Genomic DNA, 25047 nt, shown 5'->3' with positions numbered 1-25047 from the left:
CAGTCCTTGGCGGCTGGTGAGGAAGAACGGAGGAGGCGGGTACGGGGAGGGCGGCGTCGGGCAGCCGTGTGCGCGCCGGAAATCGGCGTGCGGGCGTCGGCGGCGGACGGCTCAGCCGGAACGGCGGGGCTTGGTACGGGGCCGCGACGGTGCCGGTGGTCCCGGGTCGAGCGTCACGTCGTACGGCGAGACCCAGAAGAACTCGCCCTCGTCGTCGTACGCGTACAGCAGCCCCGCACTGCCTGCGGTGAGGACCCCTTCGTCCGGCTGCGAGAACTGCCTGACCTGGACGATCGCGGTGGATCCGTCGGCTGCCGCGACCTCGGCCTGGCCGAAGTCGGAGCTGACGGAGCCGGTGCGGACCGTGCAGACCCGGCCGAGGAAGTCCCGGCGCGAGGGCGGCGGTTCGTCCGGGAAGTGGCGGCGGTGGCGACGTACGAGGATCCGGACCACGGCCCAGGAGATCAGCAGCGCCCCGGCGAGTACGGCGCAGGCGAGTACGGCCCGGGCCGTGCCGGTGACCGCGCTGCGGTGCAGCAGGACGGAGCCGGTCAGGCTGGTGAACCAGGCGACGACCACCATCACGGACACCGAGACGGAGACCGGCGCACCGCCGATCCCGGCCAGGTCGGTGTCGAGGTCCCCGTCGAAGGCGTGGTGGTCGGCCGCGCCGGCCAGGACCAGCAGCCAGAAGCAGACGACGACCACCAGGGCCGCGCCGAACAGGGCGGCGGGAAAGGAGAACGCCGCGCTCAGGAACTCCTGCATCGGTGCACTCCCCCCTGCGTGTGAGCGGGGGTGCGGCGGGTGCGTCGTGCGGCGGTGACCCCGGTGCTGCGACGCCGCCACAGCGGCGCCGCAGCAGCCGAGTCCTCCCCCGTATCCCCCGTGTTTCCCCCGGTTGGTGCTGGTTCGGATCATGACAGCCGATGCGGCTGTGCCGCATTGCCGGTATCCGGCAGTCTTTGTACTTCCTTGATGCCGGGCACCAGCACCTGCCCTGATGCGTTGAGCGAGTGTCAGAGACGCATCAAAACTGGAGGCATGGGCGTGCCGGAGCCGGAGATCGCCGACGACTGGCTGGGGGATTACACCCGCATACTGGGCGAGGTCGCCGCGACCGGGCGCCGGCTGACCCGCGACGAGCTGGACAGCCGCCGGGACCTGGGCCGGGAGGCCGCCGAGGCCGGAATCCAGCTGCGCACCCTGGTCGGTCTCCATCTGGCGGCGACCCGCACCGCGTGGCCGGGCATCGACGCCACCCGCCCGGCGTCCGCCGACTGCGTGCTGGCCGCGGTCGAGCAGACCGTCGACGCGTTCGCCGAGGGGTTCGAGCGGGCCCAGCGGCGCACCGTACGGCGGGAGGAGGCGGCGCGCCGCGAGTTCATCGACGACCTGCTGTACGGGCGCAGCGATCTGGGCCGGCTCGCCGAGCGGGCCACCCGCTTCGGGCTGCGGCTGTCACGCGCCCATGCGGTCGCCGTGGCGGCGGGGCCGCAGGCGTACACCGAGACGGACACCGCGCCGCGCCAGGTGGAGTCGGCGCTGCTGGCCCGTTTCGACGGCCGGGAGATCCTGCTGACGACGAAGGACGGGCGTCTGGTCTGTATCGCCCCGGACTCCCAGCCGGAGGCCCTGCGCCATTTCGCCAAGCAGGCGCATGCGGCGACGGACGGCGGCCGGGTCGCGATCGGCCGCCCGCACCGGGGCCCGGGCGGTGTCGTCCAGTCGTACGACGAGGCGCTCGCCGCGATCGACCTGGCGGACCGGATGAGCCTGGACGATCCGGTGCTGTACGCCGCCGACCTGCTGGTCTACCCCGTCCTGACCCGGGACCGGCAGGCCATGGCCGATCTGGTGCGCAGCGAGCTGGGCCCCCTCCGACAGGCTCGCGGCGGCGCGGAACCGCTGCTGAAGACGCTCGCCGCCTACTTCGACGCGGGCTGTGTCGCCGCCGAAGCGGCCCGGCGGCTGACGCTGAGCGTCCGGGCGCTCACGTACCGGCTGGAGCGGATCCATCAGCTGACCGGTTCAGATCCGTCCGACCCGACGCACCGGTACACGCTGCAGACGGCGGTGATCGGTGCCCGGCTGCTGGACTGGCCGGCGAAGGAACTCTGACGTCGAGGAACTCTGACGTCCCCGCCGCGCCGGGGCCGGTCAAGACCCCTCGACGGGTGCGTGCGCGCCGGCCACGGACCCTCTCATCTGCCGGATCCCGGCAGGTCCGGACCCGTGCGCCCCTTCCCGCATGCGGCGATCCTGACCTGCGCCTAGCGTGAGGTGCAGGGGGTGTTCGGACGTGTGCACCGAGGGAGACCCAGAACCATGGCACGTCACGCACGTCATGCGCGCGATCCGTCCCCCGAGGTGAGACCGTCCGCCGGCCGACCGGCCCCCCGGGGCACCGCCGGCGTCGCGATCGCTCCGCCGTCCCGTCCCGAGAGCCGGCGCGTGCGTGGACCGGAGCGCCGGTGGTGGGTGCTCGGGGTGATCGGTCTGGCGCAGCTGATGGTGGTCCTGGACGCCACCATCGTGAACATCGCCCTGCCCTCCGCCCAGCGGGACCTCGGCTTCTCCGACGGCAACCGCCAGTGGATCGTGACGTCGTACGCCCTGGTCTTCGGCTCGCTGCTGCTGCTCGGCGGCCGGATCGCCGACCTGGTGGGCCGCAGGAGCGTCTTCCTGACCGGTCTGGTCGGCTTCGCGGTGGCCTCGGCGATCGGCGGCGCCGCCCCGGGCTTCGAGGTGCTGGTCGTCGCCCGCGCGCTCCAGGGCATGTTCGGTGCGCTGCTCGCGCCGGCCGCGCTCTCCCTCCTCACCACGACGTTCACCGTCCCGAAGGAGCGGGCCAAAGCGTTCGGGATCTACGGCGCCATCGCGGGCACCGGCGGCGCGGTGGGGCTGCTGCTCGGCGGGGTCCTCACCGAGTATCTGAACTGGCGCTGGTGCCTGTACGTCAACCTGCTGTTCGCCCTGGTCGCCTTTGCCGGCGGCGCCCGGCTGCTGTCCGCCGGTGCCCCCGCCCACCGTCCGAAGCTCGACGTCCCGGGCACGGTCCTGGTCTCGTCGGGCCTCTTCTGCATCGTTTTCGGCTTCTCCAATGCCGGGTCGCACCAGTGGAGTTCACCGCACACCTGGGGTTTCCTCGCGGCAGGCGGCGTGCTCGTGGCGGCGTTCGCCTGGTGGCAGACGCGGGCGGTGCATCCGCTGCTGCCGCTGCGGGTGGTGCTGGACCGGAACCGAGGAGCGTCGTACCTGGCGATGTTCATCGCCGGCGGCGGCATGTTCGGCGTGTTCCTCTTCCTCACGTACTACCTGCAGAAGACCCTGCTCTACTCGCCGGTCGCCACCGGTCTCGCCTTCATCCCGATGGTCGCCCTGATGATCGCGACGTCGATGACGACGACCAATGTGCTGGTGCCGCGGTTCGGCGCGAAGCCGGTCGTGCCGCTCGGCATGGGCATCGCAGCGGCCGCCATGGTGTGGATGACCGGCCTGGACCTGACCAGCGGCTACTTCACCCATGTGCTGCCCAACCTGCTCTTCCTCGGCCTGGGGCTCGGCATGGTCTTCGCGACCGTGATGAACCTGGCCACGTACGGGGTGGCCACCCGTGACGCGGGGGTGGCCTCGGCCATGGTCACCACCAGCCAGCAGGTGGGCGGTTCCATCGGTACGGCGCTGCTGAACACGCTCGCCACCGGCGCTGCCACAAGCTACCTCGCCGGACGCCCGCCGACCCCCGCCGACATCGCCCGGGCCCAGCTGCACAGCTACTCCACCGCGTACTGGTGGTCGGCGGGCTACTTCGCCCTCGGGATGCTGGTCACCGTGGTCCTGTACCGCCGGGGCGCACCCCGTCCCCAGAGGGTGGAGGAGCCGGCCCCGGTCCGTGCCTGACGACGGGGCCGGTCCCCCGCCCTACACCCCGATGTCCCGCCGCCGCATGTCGTCCAGCGACTCGCGCCGCACGAGGGTCCGTGCGGTCCCGTCCGTCACGGCGACGACCGGCGGCCTGCCGACCAGGTTGTATCCGGACGCCATCGACAGGTGGTACGCCCCCGCCGCGGGCACCGCCAGGAGATCGCCGGGCCGTACGTCACCGGGCAGCTCCACCCCGTCCGTGAGGACGTCGCCCGCCTCGCAGTGCCGCCCGACGACGGTCACCTGCTGCGGGGCGGCGGTGGAGGCACGGCCGACGAGGCGGGGCGCGTACCGCACGCCGTACAGCGCGGGCCGCGGGTTGTCGCTCATCCCGCCGTCGACGGCGACGAAGGTGCGCGTCCCCGTCTGCTTGACCGCGAGCACCCGGTACACGGCGACCGCGGCGGGCCCGATGACGGCGCGCCCAGGTTCCACGGTGAGCCGGGGGACGGGGAGCCCGGCCCGCGCGCACCCGTCGGCCAGTTCGGTCCGCACCCGGGTGGCGAGGGTCCGTACGTCGAGGCTCTGCTCGCCGGGCCGGTAGGCGATCGCGTGCCCGCCGCCGATGTCGAGCTGTGGCAGGACCACCCCGTGCTGGTCGCGGACGCGGGCGAGCAGACCCACCATCCGCCGCACGGCCTGGAGATACGGCTTGACCGTGCCGATCTGCGAGCCGATGTGGCAGTGCAGGCCCATGAGCTGGAGCCGTGGCTGCCCGAGCACCTTGGCGATGGCGTGCTGCGCGGACCCGTCGGTGAGGGAGAGACCGAACTTCTGGTCGTCGGTCCCGGTACGGATCGCCGCGTGCCCGCCGGCCGAGATGCCGGGCACCACGCGCACCAGGATCTGCTGTCGGGTGTTCCGCGGCACGATCGTCGCCAGCCGGGCGATCTCGGAGGCGTTGTCGATGACGATCCGGCCGACCCCGAGGCGTACGGCCGTATGGAGGTCCTCCGGGCTCTTCGCGTTGCCGTGCATGACGATCCGCTCGGCGGGGAAGCCCGTGGCGACGGCGAGTCCCAGCTCCCCGGCCGAGCAGACGTCGAGCCCGAGCCCCTCCTCGCCGATCCAGCAGGCGACGGCGCGGCACAGGAACGCCTTGGCGGCGTAGACGACGTCCGCCTCGGCGGAGGGGAAGACGGCACGGTAGGCACGGCAGCGCCGGCGCACCTCGTCCTCGTCCAGGACGTACACGGGCGTGCCGAACCGGTCGGCGGCCTCGGCGAGCGACACTCCGCCCACGGTCACATCGCCGCCGGGCACGGTGCGGGCGGAGGCGGGCCAGACATCGCCGTCACGCAAGGAGGTCTCCTCGACGACGGCTTCGGATGAGATGGTCACGATGGTCCCCTTCCGGTCTCAACGCCGCTGTGCAGCGACGGCGGTGGGCGCTGCCTGCGGACAGGTGCTCCGCCAGTGCGCCCCGGGGGAAGAGGATGCGGGCTGGGCGGTCAGCTGCGGATCCACGGTGAGGCCGGTGATACCGAGCGGGGCAAGCTGCTTTGGTGCAGATGGGCACGATTGAGCGAACGGTGTGGCGATCTGCTGTGCGGCTGATGGGGTGTGCGTAGCGTATTCGGTGCGATCTGGGACGCCGGGTGTGGCGTCAGCGGTCGGGGCCCCCGTGTCACCAGCGAGATGGTTCGGGGCCTCCCCGTCGCCTCTGGCCACACCCATATGGCCAGGTCGTAGGGATTCCGCCCACCCGGGACGGACCGCATACGGGATATGTGTTGCCGACCGGGACGCGAAAGCGGAGGACCAGTGCGCCCAAGACCGTTCGGGGCGTGCCGGTGAGCCAGGACTCACTCCTGCCCACCGCCCAGGAACGGTACGGAAGAACCGTGCGGTGCCGGCTGTGCCGCTGGTGAGACCCGGCCGGACGGGGACGAAGAGTGGTCCGGCCGGGACGGGTTCAAGAGGTTCGGGGTCGTCCGTTTCGGCGCAGTCGGACATGGTGTTCCTCCTCGAGGGGACTGCGGCCGCGGTGCAAGCGGCTGCACTGATGACGCTAAGCCCGCTGACGAGGGGATCGAGTACGGCCCTGACGCCGACTTGACGCAGAACCCCGCCTCCGTGACGCGTTGCATACGCGGTACGAGGGCGGGGTCCTGGGGACCGGACCAGCGGTGATTCAGGCGGTCCGGCCCGGGCGCGGTCCGGCCCGAGGGCCGTGCGGCGCCGGTGCCTACAGGTCGAACTCGTGCGGCGGAAGGTCGAGCGCGAAGCACGCTTCCCGCACCACGGCCTGCTCCGACTTGTCGAAGTCGCCGTCGGCACCGCCGATGACGATGCCGATCTGGATGACGGCACGCGCCTCGGCCGGCTTCTTCTTCGCCTTGCCGATCTCCTGGAGCACGCTGACCTTGCCGAAGGCGAAGTCCGCGGTCAGCTTGTTCACGTAGTCGTTGAAGCGCCGCTGCAGATCGTCGGCAGGGAAGTTCTGCAGTACCTCGTTCGAGGCGATCAGCGAGGCGACGCGCTGACGCTCGGACGGGTCGATGGAACCGTCGGCGGCGGCGACCAGGGCGCACATCGCCATGCTCGCATCGCGGAACGCGCCGCTCTTCAGGTCGTTCTTCTTCGCCTCGAGCTGCGACTGCATCGTCGACGCGGATTCCTTGATCCGATCCCACAGTGCCATGACGTCTCCATACGTTGCGTTGTGTCGGCGGAACGAGATCAAACTCTACAGACGTGTAGAAGTAAGCAGGGCGGTCGCCCGCAGTGTCCGGGAACCGGCCTTCAGTACGATGCTGCGACGCCGTGGACGACGCGGTATCGCACGAAGGGCAGTCACCACGATGGACACGGCCGGGGCCAGCCACCACCCGCACAACGAACTGCCCCGCGACAACGTGCCCCCGGCGAACCCGGTGGCCGAAGGGCGGCGCCCCCGCAAGCGCGGTCAGGGCGAACTGGAGGCCCAGATCCTCGCCGTACTGCGCTCGGCGCACGGCCCCGCGACGGCGGGCTGGGTACAGGAGCACCTCGACGGCGACCTCGCGTACACCACCGTCATCACGATCCTGACCCGTCTGTACGAGAAGAAGTGCGTGACACGGTCCCGCCAGGGCCGTTCCTACATCTGGACGTCCGCCTCCGACGAGGCCGGTCTCGCCGCGCTGCGGATGCGCCGGGTCCTGGACGGCGAGCGGGACCGCGAGGCCGTACTCGCCCGGTTCGTCTCGGTGCTGTCCCCGGGGGACGAGGAACGTCTGCGCGCGCTGCTGGCGCAGACGACGGAGAGGGAGGGGGACTGACCGATGGGCGTCTTCGTCTATCTGCCCCTCGTGCTGCCGCTGACCGCGCTGCCGATCGCGCGCCTGGCCGAACAGCATCTGCACCCGCGCAGCGCCACCCGTCTGCTGGCGGCCGTCGGCACGACGCTCGCCCTGTGCAGCACGGTGTGCCTGGCGCTGCTGATGGTGGTGGGCACGGCCCAGCTCCCCGGCAATCCGCTGCCGGACGGCTGGTCGGACCCCGAGGTGCGCGCGGCGGTGCCGTACGAGGAGAAGGCGGGCATCGTCGCGATCGGGGTGCTGGCGGCGGTGGTCGCGGCCTGCGCGGCAGCGGTCCACCACCATGTACGCCAGCGCGTCCGTGCCACCCGGGCCCTCGAGTCCCTCCCGGGGAGGCCGTCCGTGGTCGCCGTGCTGCCGGACCCGGAGCCGTACGCGTACGCACTCCCCGGCGCCCCCGGCCGGGTGGTGGTGTCGACGGCGATGATGGAGTGCCTGACCGCGCGCGAACGCCGGGCGCTCGTCGCCCACGAGCGGGCCCACCTGACCGCCCGCCACCACCGCTACCTCCTCGCCACCCAACTCGCCGCGCGGGCCAACCCGTTCCTGCTGCCGTTGCGTGCGGCGGTGGCGTACAGCACGGAGCGGTGGGCGGACGAGGCGGCGGCGCAGGTGACCGGCGACCGGCGGGCGGTGGCGGGGGCGGTCGGCAAGGCGGCGCTCTTCGCCCACCGGTCACCGGACGCCCTGCCCGCGCTCGCGGCGGTCGGCCCGGTCCCGCGCCGGGTCGCCGCGCTCCTGGACCCCGTCCCGCCGACCCGGCTCTGGCCGCCGTCGTCCGCCCACGTCGCCTTCGCGGGACTGGTGGCCACCGCCGGCACCGCGGTGTCGGCGCTGTCGTCGCTGAACGCGACGGTGACGCTGGTACGGATCCTGCACGCGGCGACCCCGCTCTGACGGCGGCTCAGTCGGCGGCCGACGCACGCTCCACGACCGGAAGCTCCTCGCGGGCCACGAGCACACCGGCCTCGTCGGGCTTCCGTTCCCGTTGCTTCCTGATCCGGGTCACGACCGGCTCCGTCCAGCGGGCGGTGAGCGGGCCGACGATGACCAGGATGAGCACGTACGCGGTGGCGATGGGCCCGATCCGGGGCTCGGTCGCCACGGCCAGGCCGGCGATGACGATGGAGAACTCACCGCGCGCCACGAGCGTGCCACCGGCACGCCACCGCCCGCGCGACCCGATCCCGGCCCGCCGGGCCGCGTACCAGCCGGTGCCGATCTTGGTGAAGACGGTGACGACGGCCAGCAGCAGGGCCGGCAGCAGCACGGGCGGAATCGCGGCCGGATCGGTGGAGAGCCCGAAGAACACGAAGAAGACGGCGGCGAACAGATCACGCAGCGGCGTCAGCAGCTTGCGGGCGCCCTCCGCCACCTCCCCCGAGAGGGCGATCCCCACCAGGAACGCGCCGACCGCTGCGGAGACCTGCAACTGCTGGGCCACCCCGGCCACCAGGACGGTCAGCCCGAGGACGACGAGGAGCAGCATCTCCGGGTTGTCGGAGGACACGGCCCGGCTGATGAGCCGGCCGTGCCGCAGCGCCAGATACAGCACGAACCCGACGGTGCCGAGCGCGACCAGCAGGGCGATGCTGCCGCCAGCCAGGCCGACACCGGCGAGCATCGCGGTGAGCAGCGGCAGATAGACGGCCATCGACAGGTCCTCGATGACGAGGACCCCGAGAATGACGGGTGTCTCCCGGTTCCCCAGCCGCCCCAGATCGGTGAGCACCTTCGCGATGACGCCAGACGAGGAGATCCAGGTGACCCCGGCCAGTGCGACGGCCCCGACGGGGCCCCACCCGAGCAGCAGGGCGGCGACCGCACCGGGCGTCGCATTGAGCACGAAGTCGACGACCCCGGACGGATATTGCGTCTTGAGGCTGGTCACCAGCTCGGACGCGCTGTACTCCAGCCCCAGCAGGAGCAGCAGCAGAATGACACCGATCTCGGCGCCGACGGCGGTGAACTCCTCGCTGGCCCCCAGGGGCAGCAGCCCCCCGTCCCCGAACGCCAGCCCGGCCAGCAGATAGAGCGGAATCGGCGAGAGCCCTATCCGCCCGGCGAACCGCCCGATGATCCCGAGCCCCAGAATGACGGAGCCGAGCTCCACCAGCAGTGCGGTCGTGTCGTGCACGGTCAGCCCTCCGCAATGATCTCGGAGAGCGCGTCGACGCCCTCACGCGTACCGACGGCGACGAGCGTGTCCCCGATGGCCAGCCGGAAGTCCGGCCCCGGCGACGGATGCGCACTGTGCGTCCGCAGCACGGCCACGATCGACGCCCCGGTCCGCGTCCGCGCCCGGGTGTCCCCGAGCAGCCGCCCTCCGTACGGGGAGCGCGACCCGAGCGGTATGTGCTCGGTGACGAGATCGATGCCTTCGGTCCGTACGGCGTCGATGGGTGCGGCGTCGATGAGATGCGCGAGTGCGGTGGCCTCCTGCGGAGTCAGCGGCACGGAGAGCCGGCACGAATCGGGGTCGTCGTGCTCGTAGAAGCCGATGAACCGCCGCCCGTCGTGGTGGACGACGACCGAAATGTGTTGTCCCGACTCGGTGGTGTAGTCGTACTGCACACCGACTCCGGGCAGCGTGGTCCGGTGGGTTCCCATGGCTTCCTCCCGAGGCGCACGACGGCACAGCGACGCACTTGGCGATCTCTTTAACGTCTCATTACCTTAACCGGAGACTTCCACCGCTTGCGGGCGTGTGATGCCGGACCGGGACCCGCAGCGGCTTCGACCGGCGGGCGGCCGCACGAGGACGGCCGGGCTGCGGACGCGGCCGTGCCCGGCGGTCCGTTGCTCACCGTCGGGCACGTGGGGTCGGGAAAGAGGTCAGCCGGTGGTCTCGTCCGTGTCGTCGGCCGGCTGCCCCGGGGCGGGTGAAGTGGCTTCCCCCGTGCGGTTGCCGATGCCGGAGATGTGCTCGGCGAGCGTGTCCAGGGACTGGAAGGTGGCCCCGAGGAGCGCGACGTGCCTCCACCGCAGCACGCCGTCCGGCCCGATCAGGAACACGGCCCGGCGCACCCCGATCCCGGGCGCCGTGATCCCGTACGCCCGGGCGATCTCCCGTCCGGCGTCCGCGAGCAGCGGCATCCGCAGACCGTGTGCCCGGGCGAACGACTCATGGCTGTCCACACCCTGTGGACTGATTCCCCAGACTTCCGCGTCGAGACCGGTGAAGGTCTCCAGGCCGGAGGAGTACGAGCAGAGCTGCTTGGTGCAGACCGTGGTGTTGTCGCCGGGATAGAAGGCGAGGACGACGGTACGTCCGCGGGCGGCCGAGAGCGTGTAGTCGCGTCGTTCGAACGTGTCTTCGGCGAGGGTGCCGCCCGGCAGGGTGAAGTCCGGGGCGGGCAGGCCGACGTGTGGTGACGATCCCATGGTGGGTCCCCTTGTGTGCGACGGGTGTGCGGCGTTCGGCGATGTTCCGGTACAGCATGCTCGGTACGGTGGTGGCTTCCGCGACCAGGAGGTACGTATGGCGGATCGGCGACCACCGTCGGCGGCGGTGCTCCTCCTGCACGGCGGGCGCGAGACGGGTCTGGGGCCGCCCCCGCCGGGGCCGTTGAACCTTCCGGCCCTGCGGATGCGACCGTTCGCGCGGGCCGTCGTCCGGGTGACGCGGGCCGAGCCGGTGGAGGTGGCGGTACGGGAGGTCCGGTACGGGCACCGCGGATGGAACGGGGCCCGGGAGGACGCCCTGCACGACGCGGTACGTGCACTGGACGACGTGCGGCGCACCCACGGCGACGTTCCGGTGGTGCTCGTCGGGCACTCGATGGGAGCCCGCGCCGCCCTGCGCGCCGCCGGTCATCCGTCGGTACGGGGGGTGGTCGGCCTCGCTCCCTGGTGTCCGCCCGGTGATCCGGTGACCCAACTGGCCGACCGGGACGTCGTGCTGCTGCACAGCACCCGCGACCGCGTGACGAGCCCCCAGGGCTCCCAGTCCCTCGCCACCCGCGCCCGCCGGGCCGGTGCCCGCTCCTGTCTGGTGACGATCCGCGACAGCGACCATGCGATGCTCCGCCGCGCCGGTGCGTGGCACGGGCTGACGACCGAGCTGGTGAGGGGGCTGCTGGGGCTGGCCGCGCTGCCGGCTGCGGTGGACGCCGCCCTCCGGCTTCCGCTGGGCGCCCCGGCGACGGACGGCACGGTGGATTACGACCGGCTGCGCACGGAGCGGGCAACGCCCCTGCCGGACGACGGCGACGGGACATGACGCATCGCGTGTGGACGACGCGGCCGGGGTGGCGGCCGTCTCCACGGTGAGCGCGCCCACCATGCCGGTCCCGGCCGCGGCACCGGTCCACGGGTGGGCGCGGATGCGGGGCGGGGCCGGGCGGCCGACCATGGAGGCCGGGCCGGCGGGTGACCCGCGCCCCGCTCCAGGAGGTGCTCGTGCAGGCCGATGCGTACGCCGACGCCCAGCCACCGTTCGATCCCGCGATCCTGGCTGCGGTGGTCGGCGGGACCACGGCCGGGGTGGCCGTCCTCGACACCGAGCTGCGCTACGTGTACGTCAATGCGGCACTCGAACGGATCAACGGCATCCCGGCCGCCGAACACCTCGGCCGGACGGTCACCGAGATCCTGCCGTATCTCGACGCGCGGGAGGACGCGATGCGGGCGGTCCTCGCCGACGGGAAACCCCGCGACATCACCTCCAGCGGCTACACGCCCGCCGCGTCCGGCAGGGCCCGGCGGTACTGGCACGGCACGTACCACCGGCTGGAGGTGGACGGGCAGGTGAGGGGGATCGCCGCGATCGTGCTGGAGGTGATGGCCTCGGGCGACGAGCAGCGCGAGCTGGAGCAGGCGCGGCGGAATCTGACCCTCCTCGACGCCGCGGTCTCCCGGATCGGCACCACCCTCGACATGGACACCACCTGCGCGGAACTCGTCGACCTCGTCGTACCGGCGCTGGCGGACGCCGCGACGGTCGAGGTCTTCCCTCCGGACGTGGCAGCTCCCGTACGCCCCGCGCCGCCGGGGATGCTGCGGCTGCGCCGCGCGGCGATCACGGCGGTCGCCGGGTTGCGGGAGGGGCTCGAGGAGTTCGGGCTGACCAGCGAGTACATCGACTACCAGGAGGACGCGTCCGTACCGCGGTGCCTGGAGACCGACCAGCCCGTCGTCGCGAACCTCGGCGACGACCGGCATCTCGGCAACGCCTCCGCGAACCCCCAGCGGGTGGCCGCCTACCGGGCCCTCGGCATGCATTCGACGGTCGTCGTGCCGCTCTCGGTGCGCGGCGGGCCGCTCGGTGTCCTCGGCCTCGCCCGGGCGGGTGACTCGCCGGTGTTCTCGGACGAGGACGTGGTGGTCGCCCGGGAACTGGCCGCACGGGCGGCCGTCGATCTCGACCACGCCCGGCGGTTCGCCCACGAGCACACCATCGCCCTGGAGCTGCAGCGTTCCCTGCTGTCCGAGCCGCGCCTGCCGCACCCGCACATCGAGGTGGCCACCCGCTACCTGCCGGCCGACCGCGGCGTGATGGTGGGCGGCGACTGGTTCGACGTCATCCCGCTGCCGGACGGGCGCCACCTCAAGGCGATGGGCGACGTGATGGGGCACGGGGTGGAGGCGGCGGTCGCGATGAGCCACTACCGCTCCCTGCTGCGGCTGCTCGCCGACGAACTGCTGCCGCCGCACCGCATTCTGGAACAGCTCGACAGGATGGTGGAGCGCTCGGGTCCGGACCGGGCGGCGACCTGCCTGCTGGCGGTCGTCGACCGCGCCGGCGGGACGTGCGAGCTGGCGAGCGCGGGGCATCTGCCACCGGTGTTCATCGACCCGGGGGACGCGGGGGCCCGGCTGGGCGAGGTGGCGGCGGGACCGCCGCTCGGCACCGGGTTCGGCGGCTATGTGACGACGGTGGTGGAGTGCGGCCCGGGGACGGTGATGTTCATGTACACCGACGGTCTGGTGGAGCGGCGGGGCGAGGACATCGACGTATCGGTGCGCCGGCTCGCGGAGATGACCCTGCCGGCGAGCGGGAGCCTCGACGAGTTGCTGGACGGGGTGCTGGAGAGGTTCGGCCCGGGCGCGGAGGACGACATCGCGGTGCTGGCGTCGCGGGCCCGGATCCCGGAACCGGAGCAGGACCTTTAGGGGCGCTGTCAGTGGTCGCCGCGACGTCAGCCGAGCTCCAGACTGGTGATGGCGAACAGCCCGGTGTGATCGACGTCCGGCATCGGCCCCGTGTACATCCGGGCCGTCTCGAACGACGGTGTGAGGCCCAGCTGTTCGGCGAGCGTGACCGCCGCCGGATTGACGCCGGGTACGTCGACGGCGATCTCGCCGTCCGGTGCGACGGCCGACAGGGCGCTCAGCAGGGCGGCGGCCACGTCGGGCGACGAAGCGTGGAGGGGGCCGATGCGCGACGACGTGCGGCAGGGACGCATCACGGCGAACCCCCGCAGCTCCCCGTCGTCGGAGACGGCGGCGAGGGCGGTGCGCCCGGGCGCGGCGATCCACGGGGCGAGGAAGCTGTCGCGCTCGGCGGGGAAGAAGCGGCGGTCGTAGCCGGCCAGCCGGTCGAAGGGCAGCGAGCGGGCGTCGACGAGCGTGAGACCGGGCGGCACGGCGGGGTCCGCGGTGGGCCGGCCGGCCCAGCGCATGTTCGTCCAGGCGGAACGGAACCCGGACTTGCGGTAGTTGGCCTGCTGGTCGACGACGCCGTCGAGCCCGACGTTGCGCCCGGCGAGCCGGTCCATCCCGGCGCGCCAGACCTGGATGCCGTACCCCTGGCCGCGAAACTCCGGGCGGGTGAGATAGAAGCCGAGGAACCCGAAGCCGGAGCCGTACCGGATGACGGAGACGGAGGAGACGGGCTCACCGTCGAGCCTGCCGATGAGGAAGCCGCGCGGGTCGGTGGCGAAGAAGGCCTGGCCGTCGGTGCGGCCCGGGTTCCACCCCTCGGCGTGGGCCCACTCTCCCAGCATCTCGATGTCGTCGGCGCTTGCTGTGGTGATCTCGAATGTCGGCACGGGGCACCTGTACCCGGTAGGTGACCGGTTCAAGGACGACGGTTCGGCCATGTGCCTCCTCGTCACCACCCTGTCCAGAGCAGATGGTTGACCAGCAGTGCGACGACGGCCTGCGCGGTCAGCCAGCCGCGGCGGGTGTCCGGTGGGAGCAGCGCGGCGGCCGGCAGGAACCAGAGGACGAACGGCTGCCAGATGCGCTCCGTCTCCGCCTTGCTCATCCCGGACAGATCCGCGACGAGGAGGGCGAGGAGCCCGGCCAGGGTGAGAAGGATCAGCCGGTGCGGTGCGGAGGTGGTGCCGGTGCGCAGGGCGCGGACGGCGGAGGGGGCGCCGGCCACGGCCCGGCGCAGGCCGGCGACCGTGGCGAGTCCGGCGGCGACCGTCGTCGCCGCGAGGTTCGCCCAGACCCAGTAGGAGTACGGGCGGATCCCGCCCGCCCCCTGGTAGTACCTCTCGACCAGCACCCGGTACCCCTCCCACCAGTTGAACCCCGCCAGGGTGAACGCGACCGGGACGACGAGCGCCCCGAGAAGGAAGAGGGGGACGGGGCGGGCCGTCCGGGTCAGGAGGAGGACGGTGAGAAGCAGGAGCGCGATGAGCGTCAGACCGTACGAGAGGTAGCAGGTCAGCCCGTAGAGCAGCCCGGAACCGAGGGCGGCCGCCGCCGGGCGGCGGGTGGTGCGGGTCGCGGCCAGGGCGAGGAGCGCGACCGACCAGGCGGCCACCGCGGCGAAGTAGCCGTCCGCCGAGGCTCCCGTCCAGACCGCCATCGGCGCGAGGACGAGGAACGGCGCGGCGCGCCGCGCCAGACGTTCGTCGGCGAGGGCGCGCACCGTGATGAGCGCGGCGGCCACCGCGGAGCCGCCGAGCACGATGCACCAGACACCGGCCCATGCGCCGCCGCCGAGCCCGATCCGGTCGAGCAGGACGAAGGTGAGCGTGGCACCCGGTGGATGACCGGCGACATGGGCGGGCCAGTTGCCCGGGTGGCCGAGCAGGATGTGGCCGGTGAAACCGCGCAGGGCCGCGCCGATGTCGTCGAACCGGCCGATGACCCGGAGGTATTCGTGCTTCGTGGTGAGCCGGTCGGCGATGCCCCGGCCCCAGCCGTCGATCATCGCCAGCGAGAAGATCCAGGCGAGGGAGGCGGCCCACGCGGTGGCGAGCAGGCCCCGCCAGGGCAGCCGGCCGGCGAGGACCGGCCCGTACGCGATGACGGCCGCCGCGACGACGACCGCTGCCGCGGTGCCGGGGCCGGTGTGCGGATACCAGGACGCCAGCAGGGGCGGCCAGTGGACCACCAGCGTTCCGTGGGCGTCCTGGATCGCGCGGCCGATCAGCACGGCGGCGGTGACGAGCAGGACACCCGCGGCGGCGGCGATCAGGTCGCCGCGGTGGCCGTCGGCGCGCTGCTGCTGCGGGGGACGGTGGCCGGTGGTGCGTTCCTCGGTCTTCACGCAGGCACGGTAAGCAGGGCGGGGCGTCCGCGGGCGGTATCACCGGGGCGCGTCACGGAACCGTCAGATCCTGGCCGGGAGGGGCCGGACGGCCCGGCGGGTGACGGGGCGTCATCGCCCGGTCGGCCGTCGCTGGAGTGACGTCAGAGTTTCGTCAGGGGTCGTACGGGCCCCGACCGGGTACCTCGGGCTTAGCTTCGGGGGATGGGCGACACAGGTCACAGCAGAGCACTCCGCTTTCCGGTCCCGGCGTTCCTGGAACGGCTTCAGGAACGGGGGCGGCTTCCCTCCGCGCCCGGGTTCTGGCGCAGTCCGGTCCGCGGGGTCCGGTTCACGGCGGTGCTCGGTCTCGTCCTCCTCGTCGGGCTGACGCTGGTGTTCGTGACCGGTCTGCTGTCGTACGCCGCGTACAACCCGGACCTGGCAGCGGTCAACGACAAGACACCGGGGAAGGGGCTGCTGGGGTTCTATCTCTTCGCCTGGCCGACCGGGCCGCACTGGCTGTACCGGCTGACGCAGGGGCTGCATGTCACCGGCGGCATCGTGCTCGTTCCCGTGCTGCTGGCAAAGCTCTGGTCGGTGATCCCCAGGCTCTTCGCGCTGCCGCCGGCCCGGTCGGTGGGGCATGCGCTGGAACGGGTGTCGTTGCTGCTGCTCGTCGGCGGGGCGCTGTTCGAGTTCGTCACCGGGCTGCTCAACATCCAGGTGGAGTACGTGTTCCCGGGGTCGTTCTACCCGCTGCACTTCTACGGGGCGTGGGTGTTCCTCGCCGGGTTCGTCGCCCACGTCGGGCTGAAGCTCCCGAGAGCCGTACGGGTGTTGCGCAGTGGTGAACTGCGCGGCGAGGCGGACGAGCTGGCCTCGCCCGCGCCCGACGCGCCGACCCTCACCCGGCGCGGTGCGTTCGCCATGGTGGGCGCCGGATCGTTGCTCCTGCTGGTCACCTCGGTGGGCCGGAGCTTCGACGCGCTGCGGAGCACCGCCCTGCTCACCCCGCGCGGCGTCGCCGACCCCGGACAGGGGCCCAACGGGTTTCAGATCAACAAGACGGCCGCGTCCGTGCGGGTCACCCCGGCCGACACCGGGGAACGGTGGCGGCTGACCGTCAGCGGCCCCGCCGGCGAGCGCTCGTTCACCCGGGAACAGCTGCTGGCCATGGACCAGTACAGCGCGGCCCTGCCGATCGCGTGCGTGGAGGGCTGGTCGACGGCGGACCAGTGGTGGCGCGGCGTGCGGCTGCGGGACCTGGCGGTGGTCGCGGGGTATCCGGACCGGCCGCCGGGTGTGCTGGTCGAGTCGGTGCAGCACAGCGGGCCGTTCCGCAAGGCCGCCCTGCGCGACAACCAGGTGCGCGACCCGCGATCGCTGCTGGCGCTGGAGGTCAACGGCGAGACGCTGTCGCCGGATCACGGGTACCCGGCGCGGATCATCGTGCCGGCGGCGCCCGGCGTGCTCAACACCAAATGGGTGACCCGGCTGACGTTCGGGGAGCTCTGACGAGCCCCGTGCGCAGACGTGGAGGATTCCGGCCGGGGGCGGTTCTCCGGCGCTGGTACGGGGAAGGGCCGCTGCATTTCGCCCTGCTGGCGGTCACGTTCGCGCTCGCGGGCTATGCGGGGGTGCGACTGCTGGAGGGGGACACGTTCGCAGTGGCGGTGTGGTTCGTCGCCGCGGCGCTGGTGCACGACCTGGTGCTGCTGCCGGTGTACGCGACGGCGGACCGGGCCGTACGCAGGGTGCTGGGGCCGCGCTCGGGCCTGGTCAACTTCGTCCGCGTACCGGCCTTTCTGTCGGGGCTGCTCCTGCTCATGTGGTTCCCCCTGATCACCCGGCAGGCGGAGCGCTACGAGCCGGCGAGCGGGCTCCCGCTCGATGTCTTCCTCGGGAACTGGCTGCTGATCACGGCCGCGCTGTTCGCGGTGTCGGCGCTCTGGCTCACGGTCCGGACCCTCCGGTCGCGGCGCAGGGCGACGAAGGTGCGGCCGTCCGCCGTCCACTGATCGACCGGGCGCCAGCCGTTCGGCTGCGCGTACCGGATCAGGGCCGGGGCGCCGATCCGGGCCCAGGGGAAGTGCGCGTCGTCGGCATCGGCCCGGTCCGGCCCGCCGGCCGTGTCCGGTGCGGGGCGGCCGTCGTACAGCCGGACCCTGACCCGCTCGTCGATGTCCATCGGCGCGGTCTCGGCGATGAGCAGGCCGCCGGGGGCGAGCAGGTCCGCAGCACGTCGCAGGAGGCTGCGTGGGTCTCCGCCGATGCCGATGTTGCCGTCGGCGAGCAGGACGGTGCCCCATCGGCCCTCGCCGGGCAGCGGGTCGAAGACGGAACGGCGCAGTGCCGAGCCGCCGGTCCGCAGGGTGTGGGCGACGGCCGCCTCGCTGACGTCGATGCCGAGCGCGCGGTGTCCGCGGGCGGCCAGTTCCGCGACGAGGCGGCCGGGTCCGCACCCGATGTCGAGGACCGGCCCCTCGCAGCGGAGCAGCGCGGACAGATCGGCGGCGTCGGCGCCCGCGCACCAGCGCTCGACGTCGAGAGGCAGCAGCCAGCCGTCCGTGCGGCGGAGGAAGAGCGGACCGTGGCCGTTGCGCAGCGCGTTGGCGTACGGGTCGGTGCTCCACGGGGCGATGTCCGGATGCCCGGCGCCGCGGTGCTCGGTGTCCGGGTGGCGGGTGTCCGGGGGCACGGGAGTCAGCACGGGGCGTTTCGGCACTGTCCCGCTCATCGCGTCGCCGCCCCGGTCAGCCGGGCGAGGGTCTCGGCGAACTGCCCGTGCGGTGCGGCGGCCGCCACCCGCGCGGCGTCCGCCACCGTGTCCACGTCCCGCAACGCGGGCAGATCGCGCACGGTCAGCCCGGCGTCGACGAGCCGCCGCCGCTGGACGGCCCCGGTCTCCGGGGCGGACATGGGCACGCCGCGCACCAGTTCCGGGTCGGGGCGGGCCAGTCCGAGCGCCCAGAAGCCGCCGTCCTCGGCCGGCCCGAACCACGCGTCGCAGCCGTCCCACGCGTCCGGGGAGAGCGCGGGAGCCAGATGGGCCGCGGTGATCTGCGGGGTGTCCATGCCGATGAGCAGCGCCGGCCCGGTGCAGCCACCGAACGCCGCCGCGAGCCGCTCGTCGAGCCCGCCGGTGCCCTGCGCGACGACCTCGATGCCGGGCGGGAGCCAGGGCCCGGGACGCCCGTCGAGCACCAGGACCCTTCGCCGGGCCGGCAGCGCCAGCATCGTGCGCAGCGTGTCATGGAGCGCGGCCTCGGCGAGCTGCGCGGCCTCGGCGGGGGTGAAGGGCGGGGTCAGCCGGGTCTTGACGAGGCCGGGCAGCGGTTCCTTGGCGATCACGAGGAGGGTGGTGGGGCCGGGCGCGGCCGGTGCCGCGCTCATCGGGAGGCCTCCGGTCGCACGGTGCGTGGGGCGGCCGGCTGCGGTGGCTCGCGCAGTACGGCGCGCATGTCGCGTACCGCCTGCCAGGTGCCCCGCCAGGTGCCGGTCACCTTGGACCTGCCGGTCCGCGGGCGGTACGGGACATCCGTCTCCGCGACCCGCAGCCCGGCGTCCGACGCGCGCACCACCATCTGCAGCGGGTAGCCGCTGCGCCGGTCGGTGAGGTCCAGGTCCAGCAGGTCCGCCCGGCGCGCGGCTCGCATCGGGCCCAGGTCGTGCAGCCGCAGGCCCGTACGGCGGCGCAGCATGCGGGCCAGCGCCAGATTTCCCGCACGGGCGTGCAGCGGCCAGGCACCGCGGCCCTCGGGGCGGCGGCGGCCCAGCAGCAGATCCGTCTCCCCGTCGGCGATCCGGCGTACGAAGCCGGGCAGCAGCCCCGGGTCGAGGGAGCCGTCGCAGTCGCAGAAGCAGACGAACTCCGCCGCGGCGGCGAGCAGTCCGGCATGGCACGCGGCCCCGAAGCCGCGCCGCGGCTCGGGCACGACGGTCGCCCCGAGGGAGCGGGCGAGGTCCGCCGATCCGTCGGTGGAGCCGTTGTCGACGACGATCGCGCGCCAGCCGTCCGGGATGCGGGCCAGTACCCGGGGCAGCGCCGCGGCCTCGTCGAGACAGGGCAGGACCACATCGGCGCGCGGGGTTCGATTGTGGAAGGAATCGGTCACCTCGCTCACCCTACGGAGAAGAAACCGGCATTTCGGGCTTCAGGTTCTTACGAAAGACGGACGTCGACCCTTCGGCGGACCGCGGACCACCCCTGCCGGCAACCGGGATGCCAAGGTGGCGGTATGGAGAACATCCCGGACACCCGGGGTTCCGGCCCAGCCCCCGGCGCCCCGCGCGGCCATGTCCTCGTCGTGGACGACGATCCGACGGTCGCCGAGGTCGTCGTCGGCTATCTGGACCGTGCGGGTTACGACGTCCGGCGGGCCGGTGACGGTCCGGCGGCGCTGGAGTGCTTCAGCGAGCGGCGGCCGGACCTCGTCGTCCTCGATCTGATGCTGCCCGGCATGGACGGCTTCGAGGTGTGCCGCCGGATGCGGGCGCACGGCCGGGTGCCGGTCATCATGCTGACGGCGCGCGGGGACGAGGACGACCGCATCCTGGGCCTGGAGACGGGCGCGGACGACTACGTCACCAAGCCGTTCAGCCCGCGCGAGCTCGTGCTGCGCGTCGATGCGGTGCTGCGCCGGGGCCGGGAGGCGGCGCCCGTCACGGACGCCGCCCCGGCCGTGTGGGAGTGCGCCGGACTCCGCCTCGAGCCGGCGGCCCGCCGCGCGACCCGGGGCGGCCGCGAACTCTCCCTCACCCTCCGCGAGTTCGATCTGCTGGCCTTCTTCCTGCGCCACCCCGGCCGGGTGTTCACCCGGGAGGAGCTGATGCGGGAGGTCTGGGGCTGGGATTTCGGGGATCTGTCGACCGTGACGGTCCATGTGCGGCGGCTGCGCGGCAAGGTCGAGGCCGACCCGGCCCGTCCGCAGCTGATCCGGACGGTGTGGGGCGTGGGCTATCGCCTGACCCCGGAGCCGGAGCCGGAGCCGGAACCGGCCTCACCCTCGGCCTCCGTCCGCACGCAGGCCGGCCCCACCACCGCTGCGGGCCCCTCATGACCGACATCCTCCTCATTGCGCTCTGCGCGTTCCTCGGTGCCGCCGCGGCCGGACTGCTCGGCGCACTGGCGCTGCGCCTCTTCCGGCACCGTTCGCTCGTCGTGTCGCTGAGCGTCGTCGCCGCCGTCGCCGTGACCGCGATGCTGGCCGGGACCCTCGTGGTCGCCTGGGCGATGTTCCTGTCGACGCACGATCTGACCGTCGTCACGACCGTGGTCGCCATGGCTGCCGTGGTGTCCTTCGCCACCGCGATGCTGCTGGGGCGCTGGGTCGCGGCCAGGAGCAGGGAGCTGACCCTGGCGGCCCGCTCGTTCGGGGACGGCGGTACGTTCGCCGTCCCCGAGGAGCGGGCGACCGCCGAACTCGCCTCCCTGGCCAGGGAACTGGCGGCCACCAGTGCCAAGCTCGACAGTTCCCGGGAGCGCGAACGCGCCCTGGAGACGTCACGCCGCGAGCTCGTCGCGTGGATCTCGCACGATCTGCGGACCCCGCTCGCCGGGCTGCGGGCCATGTCCGAGGCGCTGGAGGACGGGATGGCCGCCGACTCGGGCCGCTACCTCCGTCAGATACGGACCGAGGTGGAACGCATGAACGCCATGGTCGGCGACCTCTTCGAACTCTCCCGGATCCACGCCGGATCGCTCACCCTGGCACCCACCCGCATCTCCGTGTACGACCTGGTCGGCGACGCCCTCGCGGGTGCCGACCCACTGGCGCGCGAGCACGGGGTACGGCTGGTCGGCGACCGTATCGACGCCGTGCCGGTGGAGGTCGACAGCAAGGAGATGAGCCGGGTCCTGGGCAACCTCCTGATCAACGCGATCCGCCGCACCCCGGCCGACGGCACGGTGGCGGTGGCCGCGCACCGCGCCGAAGGCACAGTGGTGCTCTCGGTGACGGACGGCTGCGGCGGCATCCCTGAGGAGGACCTGCCGAGGGTGTTCGACACGGGCTGGCGCGGCAGCCACGCACGTACGCCACCCGCCGGCGCAGGCCTCGGGCTGGCCATCGTGCGCGGCATCGTGGAGGCGCACGAGGGCCGGGCGGACGTACGCAACGTCGCGGGTGGCTGCTGCTTCGAGGTCACCCTCCCGGCGGCCGCCCCGGCCTGAGAGAGCCGCACCCGGCCGCCCTGCCGTCTCACCCGCCGGCCGGGACCGCTCGGAGTGCCGCCGCCCCCGCGAACTCCTTCATCCCCTCCGCGAACCCGACCTCCGGCCGCCAGCCCAGTTCCTCCCGCAGCCGGCGCGAGTCCGCCGTCACATGGCGTACGTCCCCGAGCCGGTACCCACCGGTGATCTCCGGCTCCGGGCCGCCGTGCGCGGCGGCCAGCGCCGCCGCCATCTCACCGATCGTGTGCGGGTCCCCGCTCCCGGTGTTGTACGCGGCGAAGCTCCCTGCCGCCCGTTCCAGCAAGGCCTCCAGCGCCACCGCGTTCGCAGCCGCCACATCGCGTACGTGGACGAAGTCGCGCCGCTGGCCGCCGTCCTCGAAGACCTGCGGTGCCTCGCCCCGGGCCAGCGACGAGCGGAAGAAGGAGGCGACGCCCGCGTACGGGGTGTCGCGCGGCATCCCCGGCCCGTACACGTTGTGGTACCGCAGGGCCGTCGCCCGGCCGCCCGTCGCCCGCGCCCAGGAGGCGGCGAGATGTTCCTGGGCGAGCTTCGTCGCCGCGTAGACGTTGCGCGGGTCGGTCGGCGCGTTCTCGCCCACCAGACCGGGGGTCAGCTCCGCCCCGCAGTCCGGGCAGCGCGGTTCGAACCGGCCCGCCGCCAGATCGGTCACGGCCCGCGGTCCTGGCCTGACCTGCCCGTGCCGTGGACAGTCGTACCGGCCCTCGCCGTACACGACCATCGACCCCGCGAGCACCAGACCGCCCACCCCGGCCCCGGCCATCTCCGCCAGCAGGACAGCCGTCCCCAGGTCGTTGCAGCCGACGTACTCGGGGGCGTCCGCGAAGTCCTTGCCCAGACCGACCATCGCCGCCTGGTGACACACCGCGTCGACCCCCCGCAGCGCATCGGCGACCGCGCCCCGGTCCCGTACATCGGCGACGACCAGCCCCTCCCGCCCGGCGCGAGCACCGGGCCCGTGCGCCGACTCCAGCAGCGCGTCGAAGACCACCACCTCGTGCCCGCGCCGGGCGAGCGCTTCGGCGATGTGTCCCCCGATGAACCCGGCCCCGCCGGTGAGCAGTACGCGCATGACGCCACGTTAGATCGCCGTGCGCACTCCGCTCCGCCGCCGTGCGGGCACGTCACCGGAGCGTAAGAACCCGTCGGGCAGGGACCCGGACCGCAACGACCCGCACACCGGGCCGGCGGTCAGGGCGTCACGACGGCGAAGTCCGGGTCCGTGGTGTCCAGCACCGACACCAGGGTCCGCAGCGCGCCGATGTCCCCGGTGTGCTCGATCGTGTCGAGCCCCTTGCCGGCCAGCAGCTGCAGCAGTTGCGCCCGGGTCAGGGTGAACGTCACGTCGGCGGGGGCGTCGATGGCGGTGTCGGTCGGGTCCGTCCTCGCCGGTACGAGGACACCGTTGCGCAGAGTGGTCCGGTACCACTCGCCCAGATCGGTGAAGTGCCAGTCCAGAGTGGCCCGGTGGTCCCACGCCTGGGGGCCGTCGATGCGGATGGCGAGCGAGTCGAAGATCTGCTCCACGCTCAGCGCCGCGGTCATGCCTCCGGCGGACAATGGCGTCCTGGTGATGCCCTGGCGCAGTTCGAGGGCGCCCATGAGATAGCAGTTGCGCCAGGTCGCGTTCTCGGCGCCGTGGGCGAGCCGTTCGAAGGTCTGCGCGAGCAGCTCCTTGGCCGCGGTGTGGCCGGGGTCCGCGAAGACCGCGTGCTTGAGCAGCTGCGCCGCGAACCGCAGATCGCCCTCGGAGACGTACTGCCCGGCCCGGGCGACCACCGCGTCGACGCCGCCCATGCAGTCGACGTAGCGGCGCGCGGACTCGGTCGGCGGGTGCTCCCAGAGCGAGGACGGGTGGCCGTCGTACCAGCCCAGATAACGCTGGTAGATCGCCTTCACGTTGTGGCTGACGGAACCGTAGTAGCCGCGGGCGTGCCAGGAGCGGGCGAGACCGGGCGGCAGTTCGATCAGTTCGGCGATCTCGAGGCCGGTGTGGCCCCGGTTGGCCAGGCGCAGGGTCTGGTCGTGCAGGTAGGCGTACAGGTCGCACTGCTCCGACAGGAACGTGGTCAGCTGCTTCGTCCCCCAGGTGGGCCAGTGGTGGGAGGCGAACAGGACGTCGCTCTCGGTGCCGAAGAGCTCCACTGCCTCGTTCAGATGGCGGGACCAGATCCGTGCGTCGCGGACCACGGCGCCGCGCAGCGTCAGGATGTTGTGCAGGTTGTGGGTGGCGTTCTCGGCCATGCACAGGGCGCGGTGCTCGGGCAGATGGAAGTTCATCTCCGCGGGTGCCTCGGTGCCGGGCGTCAGCTGGAAGTGGAACACCACGCCGTCGACCGTCTCGACCTGCCCGGTTCCGGTGATCTCGATGGTGGGCGGGAGGATGCCGGTGGTTCCGGTGGAGGCGGTGAAGCCGAGGCCCGTCCCGACCAGGCCGGTGGGGCCGCGGCCGAGGTTCATGCCCGAGTAGTAGGCGCCGCGCCGCAGCATGGCCGTCCCGGCGTACACGTTCTCGGTGACCGAGTGCTGCATGAAGCCCTGCGGGGCGAGGACCGGTACGTCGTCGTCCCGGCCGACGACGCCGTGGATGCCGCCGAAGTGGTCGATGTGCGAATGGGTGAGGAGCACGCCGGTGACGGGCCGGTCACCGCGCTGCTCGAGGTAGAGCGCGAGGCCGGCCGCCGCGGTCTCGGCGGAGACGAGCGGATCGACGACGATCACTCCGGTGTCGCCCTCGATGAGGGTCATGTTCGACAGGTCGAAGCCGCGGATCTGGTAGATCCCGTCGGTCACCCGGTACAGACCGGCGCGGGCGCAGAGCTGGGCCTGCCGCCACAGGCTCGGGTTGACGGTGTCCGGGCAGTCCCCTTCCAGGAAGGCGGTGTCGGCGAAGTCCCACACCACGCGTCCGTCGTCGCCGGTGATGGCCGTGACGGATGGTCCGGCCACGAATCCCCGGTCGGCGTTCTCGAAGTCCGTACGGTCCGCGAAGTCGGGTGCGGTGGATCCAGCGGATGCTGTGGTGGTGGGCATGCTGATCTCCTGGGGCCGGTGGTGCGCCGACCTGGTTCCCGTACCGCCGCCCTCACCCGGGCGGTGCTGCGGTCGGCGCACCGAGGACGTCGTGGCGCAGCCGCCCGGCCACAAAGTCTGTCGCAACATGACTATTTGGGCATACGCGGCGTTGCGCAACC

Annotated in this window: 22 protein-coding genes; 9 read left to right on the top strand and 13 right to left on the bottom strand. The window is 72.8% G+C overall.

From position 1 onward, the window contains the following. Window positions 1-111: 111 nt before the first annotated feature. A complete protein-coding gene (locus OG878_RS19615) occupies window positions 112-768 on the bottom strand; it encodes a hypothetical protein (protein ID WP_328887993.1) in 657 nt (218 codons plus the stop codon). A gap of 276 nt (window positions 769-1044) precedes the next feature. Here OG878_RS19615 and OG878_RS19610 point away from each other — a divergent pair, with 276 nt between their 5' ends. Beyond that, the gene (locus tag OG878_RS19610; protein WP_443049135.1) at window positions 1045-2121 is read left to right on the top strand and encodes a PucR family transcriptional regulator; all 1077 of its coding nucleotides are present in this window, start codon (window positions 1045-1047) and stop codon (window positions 2119-2121) included. A 207-nt stretch (window positions 2122-2328) separates the two neighbouring features. After that, the gene (locus OG878_RS19605; protein WP_443049134.1) at window positions 2329-3903 is read left to right on the top strand and encodes an MFS transporter; all 1575 of its coding nucleotides are present in this window, start codon (window positions 2329-2331) and stop codon (window positions 3901-3903) included. Window positions 3904-3924: 21 nt separating this feature from the next. Here the strand turns inward: OG878_RS19605 and lysA are convergent, their stop codons facing one another. Both lysA and OG878_RS19595 read right to left on the bottom strand, forming a co-directional pair. Next, entirely contained in the window at window positions 3925-5268 is a 1344-nt protein-coding gene (gene lysA / locus OG878_RS19600) for a diaminopimelate decarboxylase (RefSeq protein WP_443049133.1), read from the bottom strand. An 847-nt stretch (window positions 5269-6115) separates the two neighbouring features. Then, entirely contained in the window at window positions 6116-6571 is a 456-nt protein-coding gene (locus OG878_RS19595) for a tellurite resistance TerB family protein (protein WP_277327349.1), read from the bottom strand. A gap of 160 nt (window positions 6572-6731) precedes the next feature. Between OG878_RS19595 and OG878_RS19590 the strand changes: the two genes are divergently transcribed. Both OG878_RS19590 and OG878_RS19585 read left to right on the top strand, forming a co-directional pair. Further along, on the top strand, window positions 6732-7190 hold the full coding sequence (locus OG878_RS19590) for a BlaI/MecI/CopY family transcriptional regulator (protein WP_443049132.1): 459 nt from the start codon (window positions 6732-6734) through the stop codon (window positions 7188-7190). A gap of 3 nt (window positions 7191-7193) precedes the next feature. Next, window positions 7194-8126 (top strand): M56 family metallopeptidase, encoded by a 933-nt coding sequence (locus OG878_RS19585; RefSeq protein ID WP_328887991.1) that lies wholly within the window; start codon window positions 7194-7196, stop codon window positions 8124-8126. Between the two features lie 7 nt (window positions 8127-8133). On the opposite strand, the gene OG878_RS19580 is transcribed toward OG878_RS19585, so the two are convergent. The 3 genes from OG878_RS19580 to OG878_RS19570 form a co-directional block, all read right to left on the bottom strand. Next, window positions 8134-9366: a cation:proton antiporter gene (locus OG878_RS19580; RefSeq protein ID WP_328887990.1), complete on the bottom strand. Its 1233-nt coding sequence runs from the start codon at window positions 9364-9366 to the stop codon at window positions 8134-8136. 2 nt (window positions 9367-9368) lie between these two features. After that, a complete protein-coding gene (locus OG878_RS19575; RefSeq protein WP_328887989.1) occupies window positions 9369-9839 on the bottom strand; it encodes a cation:proton antiporter regulatory subunit in 471 nt (156 codons plus the stop codon). Window positions 9840-10064: 225 nt separating this feature from the next. After that, window positions 10065-10613, bottom strand: coding sequence for a peroxiredoxin family protein (locus OG878_RS19570; protein ID WP_328887988.1), 549 nt, complete (start codon window positions 10611-10613; stop codon window positions 10065-10067). A gap of 97 nt (window positions 10614-10710) precedes the next feature. On the opposite strand from OG878_RS19570, the gene OG878_RS19565 reads away from it, so the two are divergent. Both OG878_RS19565 and OG878_RS19560 read left to right on the top strand, forming a co-directional pair. Beyond that, a complete protein-coding gene (locus OG878_RS19565; RefSeq protein WP_328887987.1) occupies window positions 10711-11451 on the top strand; it encodes an alpha/beta fold hydrolase in 741 nt (246 codons plus the stop codon). Between the two features lie 179 nt (window positions 11452-11630). After that, on the top strand, window positions 11631-13343 hold the full coding sequence (locus OG878_RS19560) for a SpoIIE family protein phosphatase (protein WP_328891299.1): 1713 nt from the start codon (window positions 11631-11633) through the stop codon (window positions 13341-13343). Between the two features lie 26 nt (window positions 13344-13369). On the opposite strand, the gene OG878_RS19555 is transcribed toward OG878_RS19560, so the two are convergent. Both OG878_RS19555 and OG878_RS19550 read right to left on the bottom strand, forming a co-directional pair. Continuing rightward, on the bottom strand, window positions 13370-14221 hold the full coding sequence (locus OG878_RS19555) for a GNAT family N-acetyltransferase (RefSeq protein ID WP_328887986.1): 852 nt from the start codon (window positions 14219-14221) through the stop codon (window positions 13370-13372). A 62-nt stretch (window positions 14222-14283) separates the two neighbouring features. Further along, entirely contained in the window at window positions 14284-15678 is a 1395-nt protein-coding gene (locus OG878_RS19550; RefSeq protein ID WP_328887985.1) for a hypothetical protein, read from the bottom strand. A gap of 204 nt (window positions 15679-15882) precedes the next feature. On the opposite strand from OG878_RS19550, the gene OG878_RS19545 reads away from it, so the two are divergent. Then, window positions 15883-17175 carry a molybdopterin-dependent oxidoreductase gene (locus OG878_RS19545; RefSeq protein WP_328887984.1) on the top strand — a complete coding sequence of 431 codons (1293 nt, stop codon included), beginning with the start codon at window positions 15883-15885 and terminating at the stop codon, window positions 17173-17175. A 346-nt stretch (window positions 17176-17521) separates the two neighbouring features. On the opposite strand, the gene OG878_RS19540 is transcribed toward OG878_RS19545, so the two are convergent. From OG878_RS19540 to OG878_RS19530, 3 genes are read right to left on the bottom strand one after another with little or no spacing between them, the layout of a single operon-like run. Then, entirely contained in the window at window positions 17522-18397 is an 876-nt protein-coding gene (locus OG878_RS19540; RefSeq protein WP_328887983.1) for a class I SAM-dependent methyltransferase, read from the bottom strand. Then, a complete protein-coding gene (locus OG878_RS19535; protein WP_328887982.1) occupies window positions 18394-19053 on the bottom strand; it encodes a TIGR04282 family arsenosugar biosynthesis glycosyltransferase in 660 nt (219 codons plus the stop codon). Before OG878_RS19535 ends, OG878_RS19540 begins: the two co-directional genes overlap by 4 nt. Continuing rightward, complete coding sequence (locus OG878_RS19530) at window positions 19050-19775, bottom strand: glycosyltransferase family 2 protein (RefSeq protein WP_328887981.1); 726 nt, start codon at window positions 19773-19775, stop codon at window positions 19050-19052. Before OG878_RS19530 ends, OG878_RS19535 begins: the two co-directional genes overlap by 4 nt. 123 nt (window positions 19776-19898) lie before the next feature. On the opposite strand from OG878_RS19530, the gene OG878_RS19525 reads away from it, so the two are divergent. Together OG878_RS19525 and OG878_RS19520 are read left to right on the top strand one after the other, a co-directional pair. Then, window positions 19899-20720, top strand: a complete 822-nt coding sequence (locus OG878_RS19525; protein WP_328887980.1) for a response regulator transcription factor — start codon at window positions 19899-19901, stop codon at window positions 20718-20720. After that, window positions 20717-21832: a sensor histidine kinase gene (locus OG878_RS19520; protein WP_328887979.1), complete on the top strand. Its 1116-nt coding sequence runs from the start codon at window positions 20717-20719 to the stop codon at window positions 21830-21832. The genes OG878_RS19525 and OG878_RS19520 overlap by 4 nt, the downstream gene beginning before the upstream one ends. A gap of 28 nt (window positions 21833-21860) precedes the next feature. On the opposite strand, the gene OG878_RS19515 is transcribed toward OG878_RS19520, so the two are convergent. Continuing rightward, window positions 21861-22925: an NAD-dependent epimerase/dehydratase family protein gene (locus OG878_RS19515; protein ID WP_328887978.1), complete on the bottom strand. Its 1065-nt coding sequence runs from the start codon at window positions 22923-22925 to the stop codon at window positions 21861-21863. 119 nt (window positions 22926-23044) lie between these two features. After that, window positions 23045-24886 (bottom strand): alkyl/aryl-sulfatase, encoded by a 1842-nt coding sequence (locus tag OG878_RS19510; RefSeq protein WP_328887977.1) that lies wholly within the window; start codon window positions 24884-24886, stop codon window positions 23045-23047. Between the last annotated feature and the right edge of the window lie 161 nt (window positions 24887-25047).

Origin of the sequence: Streptomyces sp. NBC_00316 (assembly GCF_036158715.1) — a bacterium.
Taxonomy (GTDB): Bacteria; Actinomycetota; Actinomycetes; order Streptomycetales; family Streptomycetaceae; genus Streptomyces.
Note: the sequence above shows the minus strand (reverse complement) of the source record. Positions and strands in the feature narration are given on the sequence as shown.

Coding starts and splice junctions, on each gene's coding strand:
- OG878_RS19520 (WP_328887979.1), top strand. CDS start 20,717: ATGACCGACATCCTCCTCATTGCGCTCTGCGCGTTCCTCGGTGCCGCC.
- OG878_RS19510 (WP_328887977.1), bottom strand. CDS start 24,886: ATGCCCACCACCACAGCATCCGCTGGATCCACCGCACCCGACTTCGCG.
- OG878_RS19610 (WP_443049135.1), top strand. CDS start 1,045: ATGGGCGTGCCGGAGCCGGAGATCGCCGACGACTGGCTGGGGGATTAC.
- OG878_RS19605 (WP_443049134.1), top strand. CDS start 2,329: ATGGCACGTCACGCACGTCATGCGCGCGATCCGTCCCCCGAGGTGAGA.
- OG878_RS19535 (WP_328887982.1), bottom strand. CDS start 19,053: ATGAGCGCGGCACCGGCCGCGCCCGGCCCCACCACCCTCCTCGTGATC.
- OG878_RS19575 (WP_328887989.1), bottom strand. CDS start 9,839: ATGGGAACCCACCGGACCACGCTGCCCGGAGTCGGTGTGCAGTACGAC.
- OG878_RS19515 (WP_328887978.1), bottom strand. CDS start 22,925: ATGCGCGTACTGCTCACCGGCGGGGCCGGGTTCATCGGGGGACACATC.
- OG878_RS19585 (WP_328887991.1), top strand. CDS start 7,194: ATGGGCGTCTTCGTCTATCTGCCCCTCGTGCTGCCGCTGACCGCGCTG.
- OG878_RS19595 (WP_277327349.1), bottom strand. CDS start 6,571: ATGGCACTGTGGGATCGGATCAAGGAATCCGCGTCGACGATGCAGTCG.
- OG878_RS19615 (WP_328887993.1), bottom strand. CDS start 768: ATGCAGGAGTTCCTGAGCGCGGCGTTCTCCTTTCCCGCCGCCCTGTTC.
- OG878_RS19545 (WP_328887984.1), top strand. CDS start 15,883: ATGGGCGACACAGGTCACAGCAGAGCACTCCGCTTTCCGGTCCCGGCG.
- OG878_RS19565 (WP_328887987.1), top strand. CDS start 10,711: ATGGCGGATCGGCGACCACCGTCGGCGGCGGTGCTCCTCCTGCACGGC.
- OG878_RS19525 (WP_328887980.1), top strand. CDS start 19,899: ATGGAGAACATCCCGGACACCCGGGGTTCCGGCCCAGCCCCCGGCGCC.
- OG878_RS19540 (WP_328887983.1), bottom strand. CDS start 18,397: ATGAGCGGGACAGTGCCGAAACGCCCCGTGCTGACTCCCGTGCCCCCG.
- OG878_RS19570 (WP_328887988.1), bottom strand. CDS start 10,613: ATGGGATCGTCACCACACGTCGGCCTGCCCGCCCCGGACTTCACCCTG.
- OG878_RS19590 (WP_443049132.1), top strand. CDS start 6,732: ATGGACACGGCCGGGGCCAGCCACCACCCGCACAACGAACTGCCCCGC.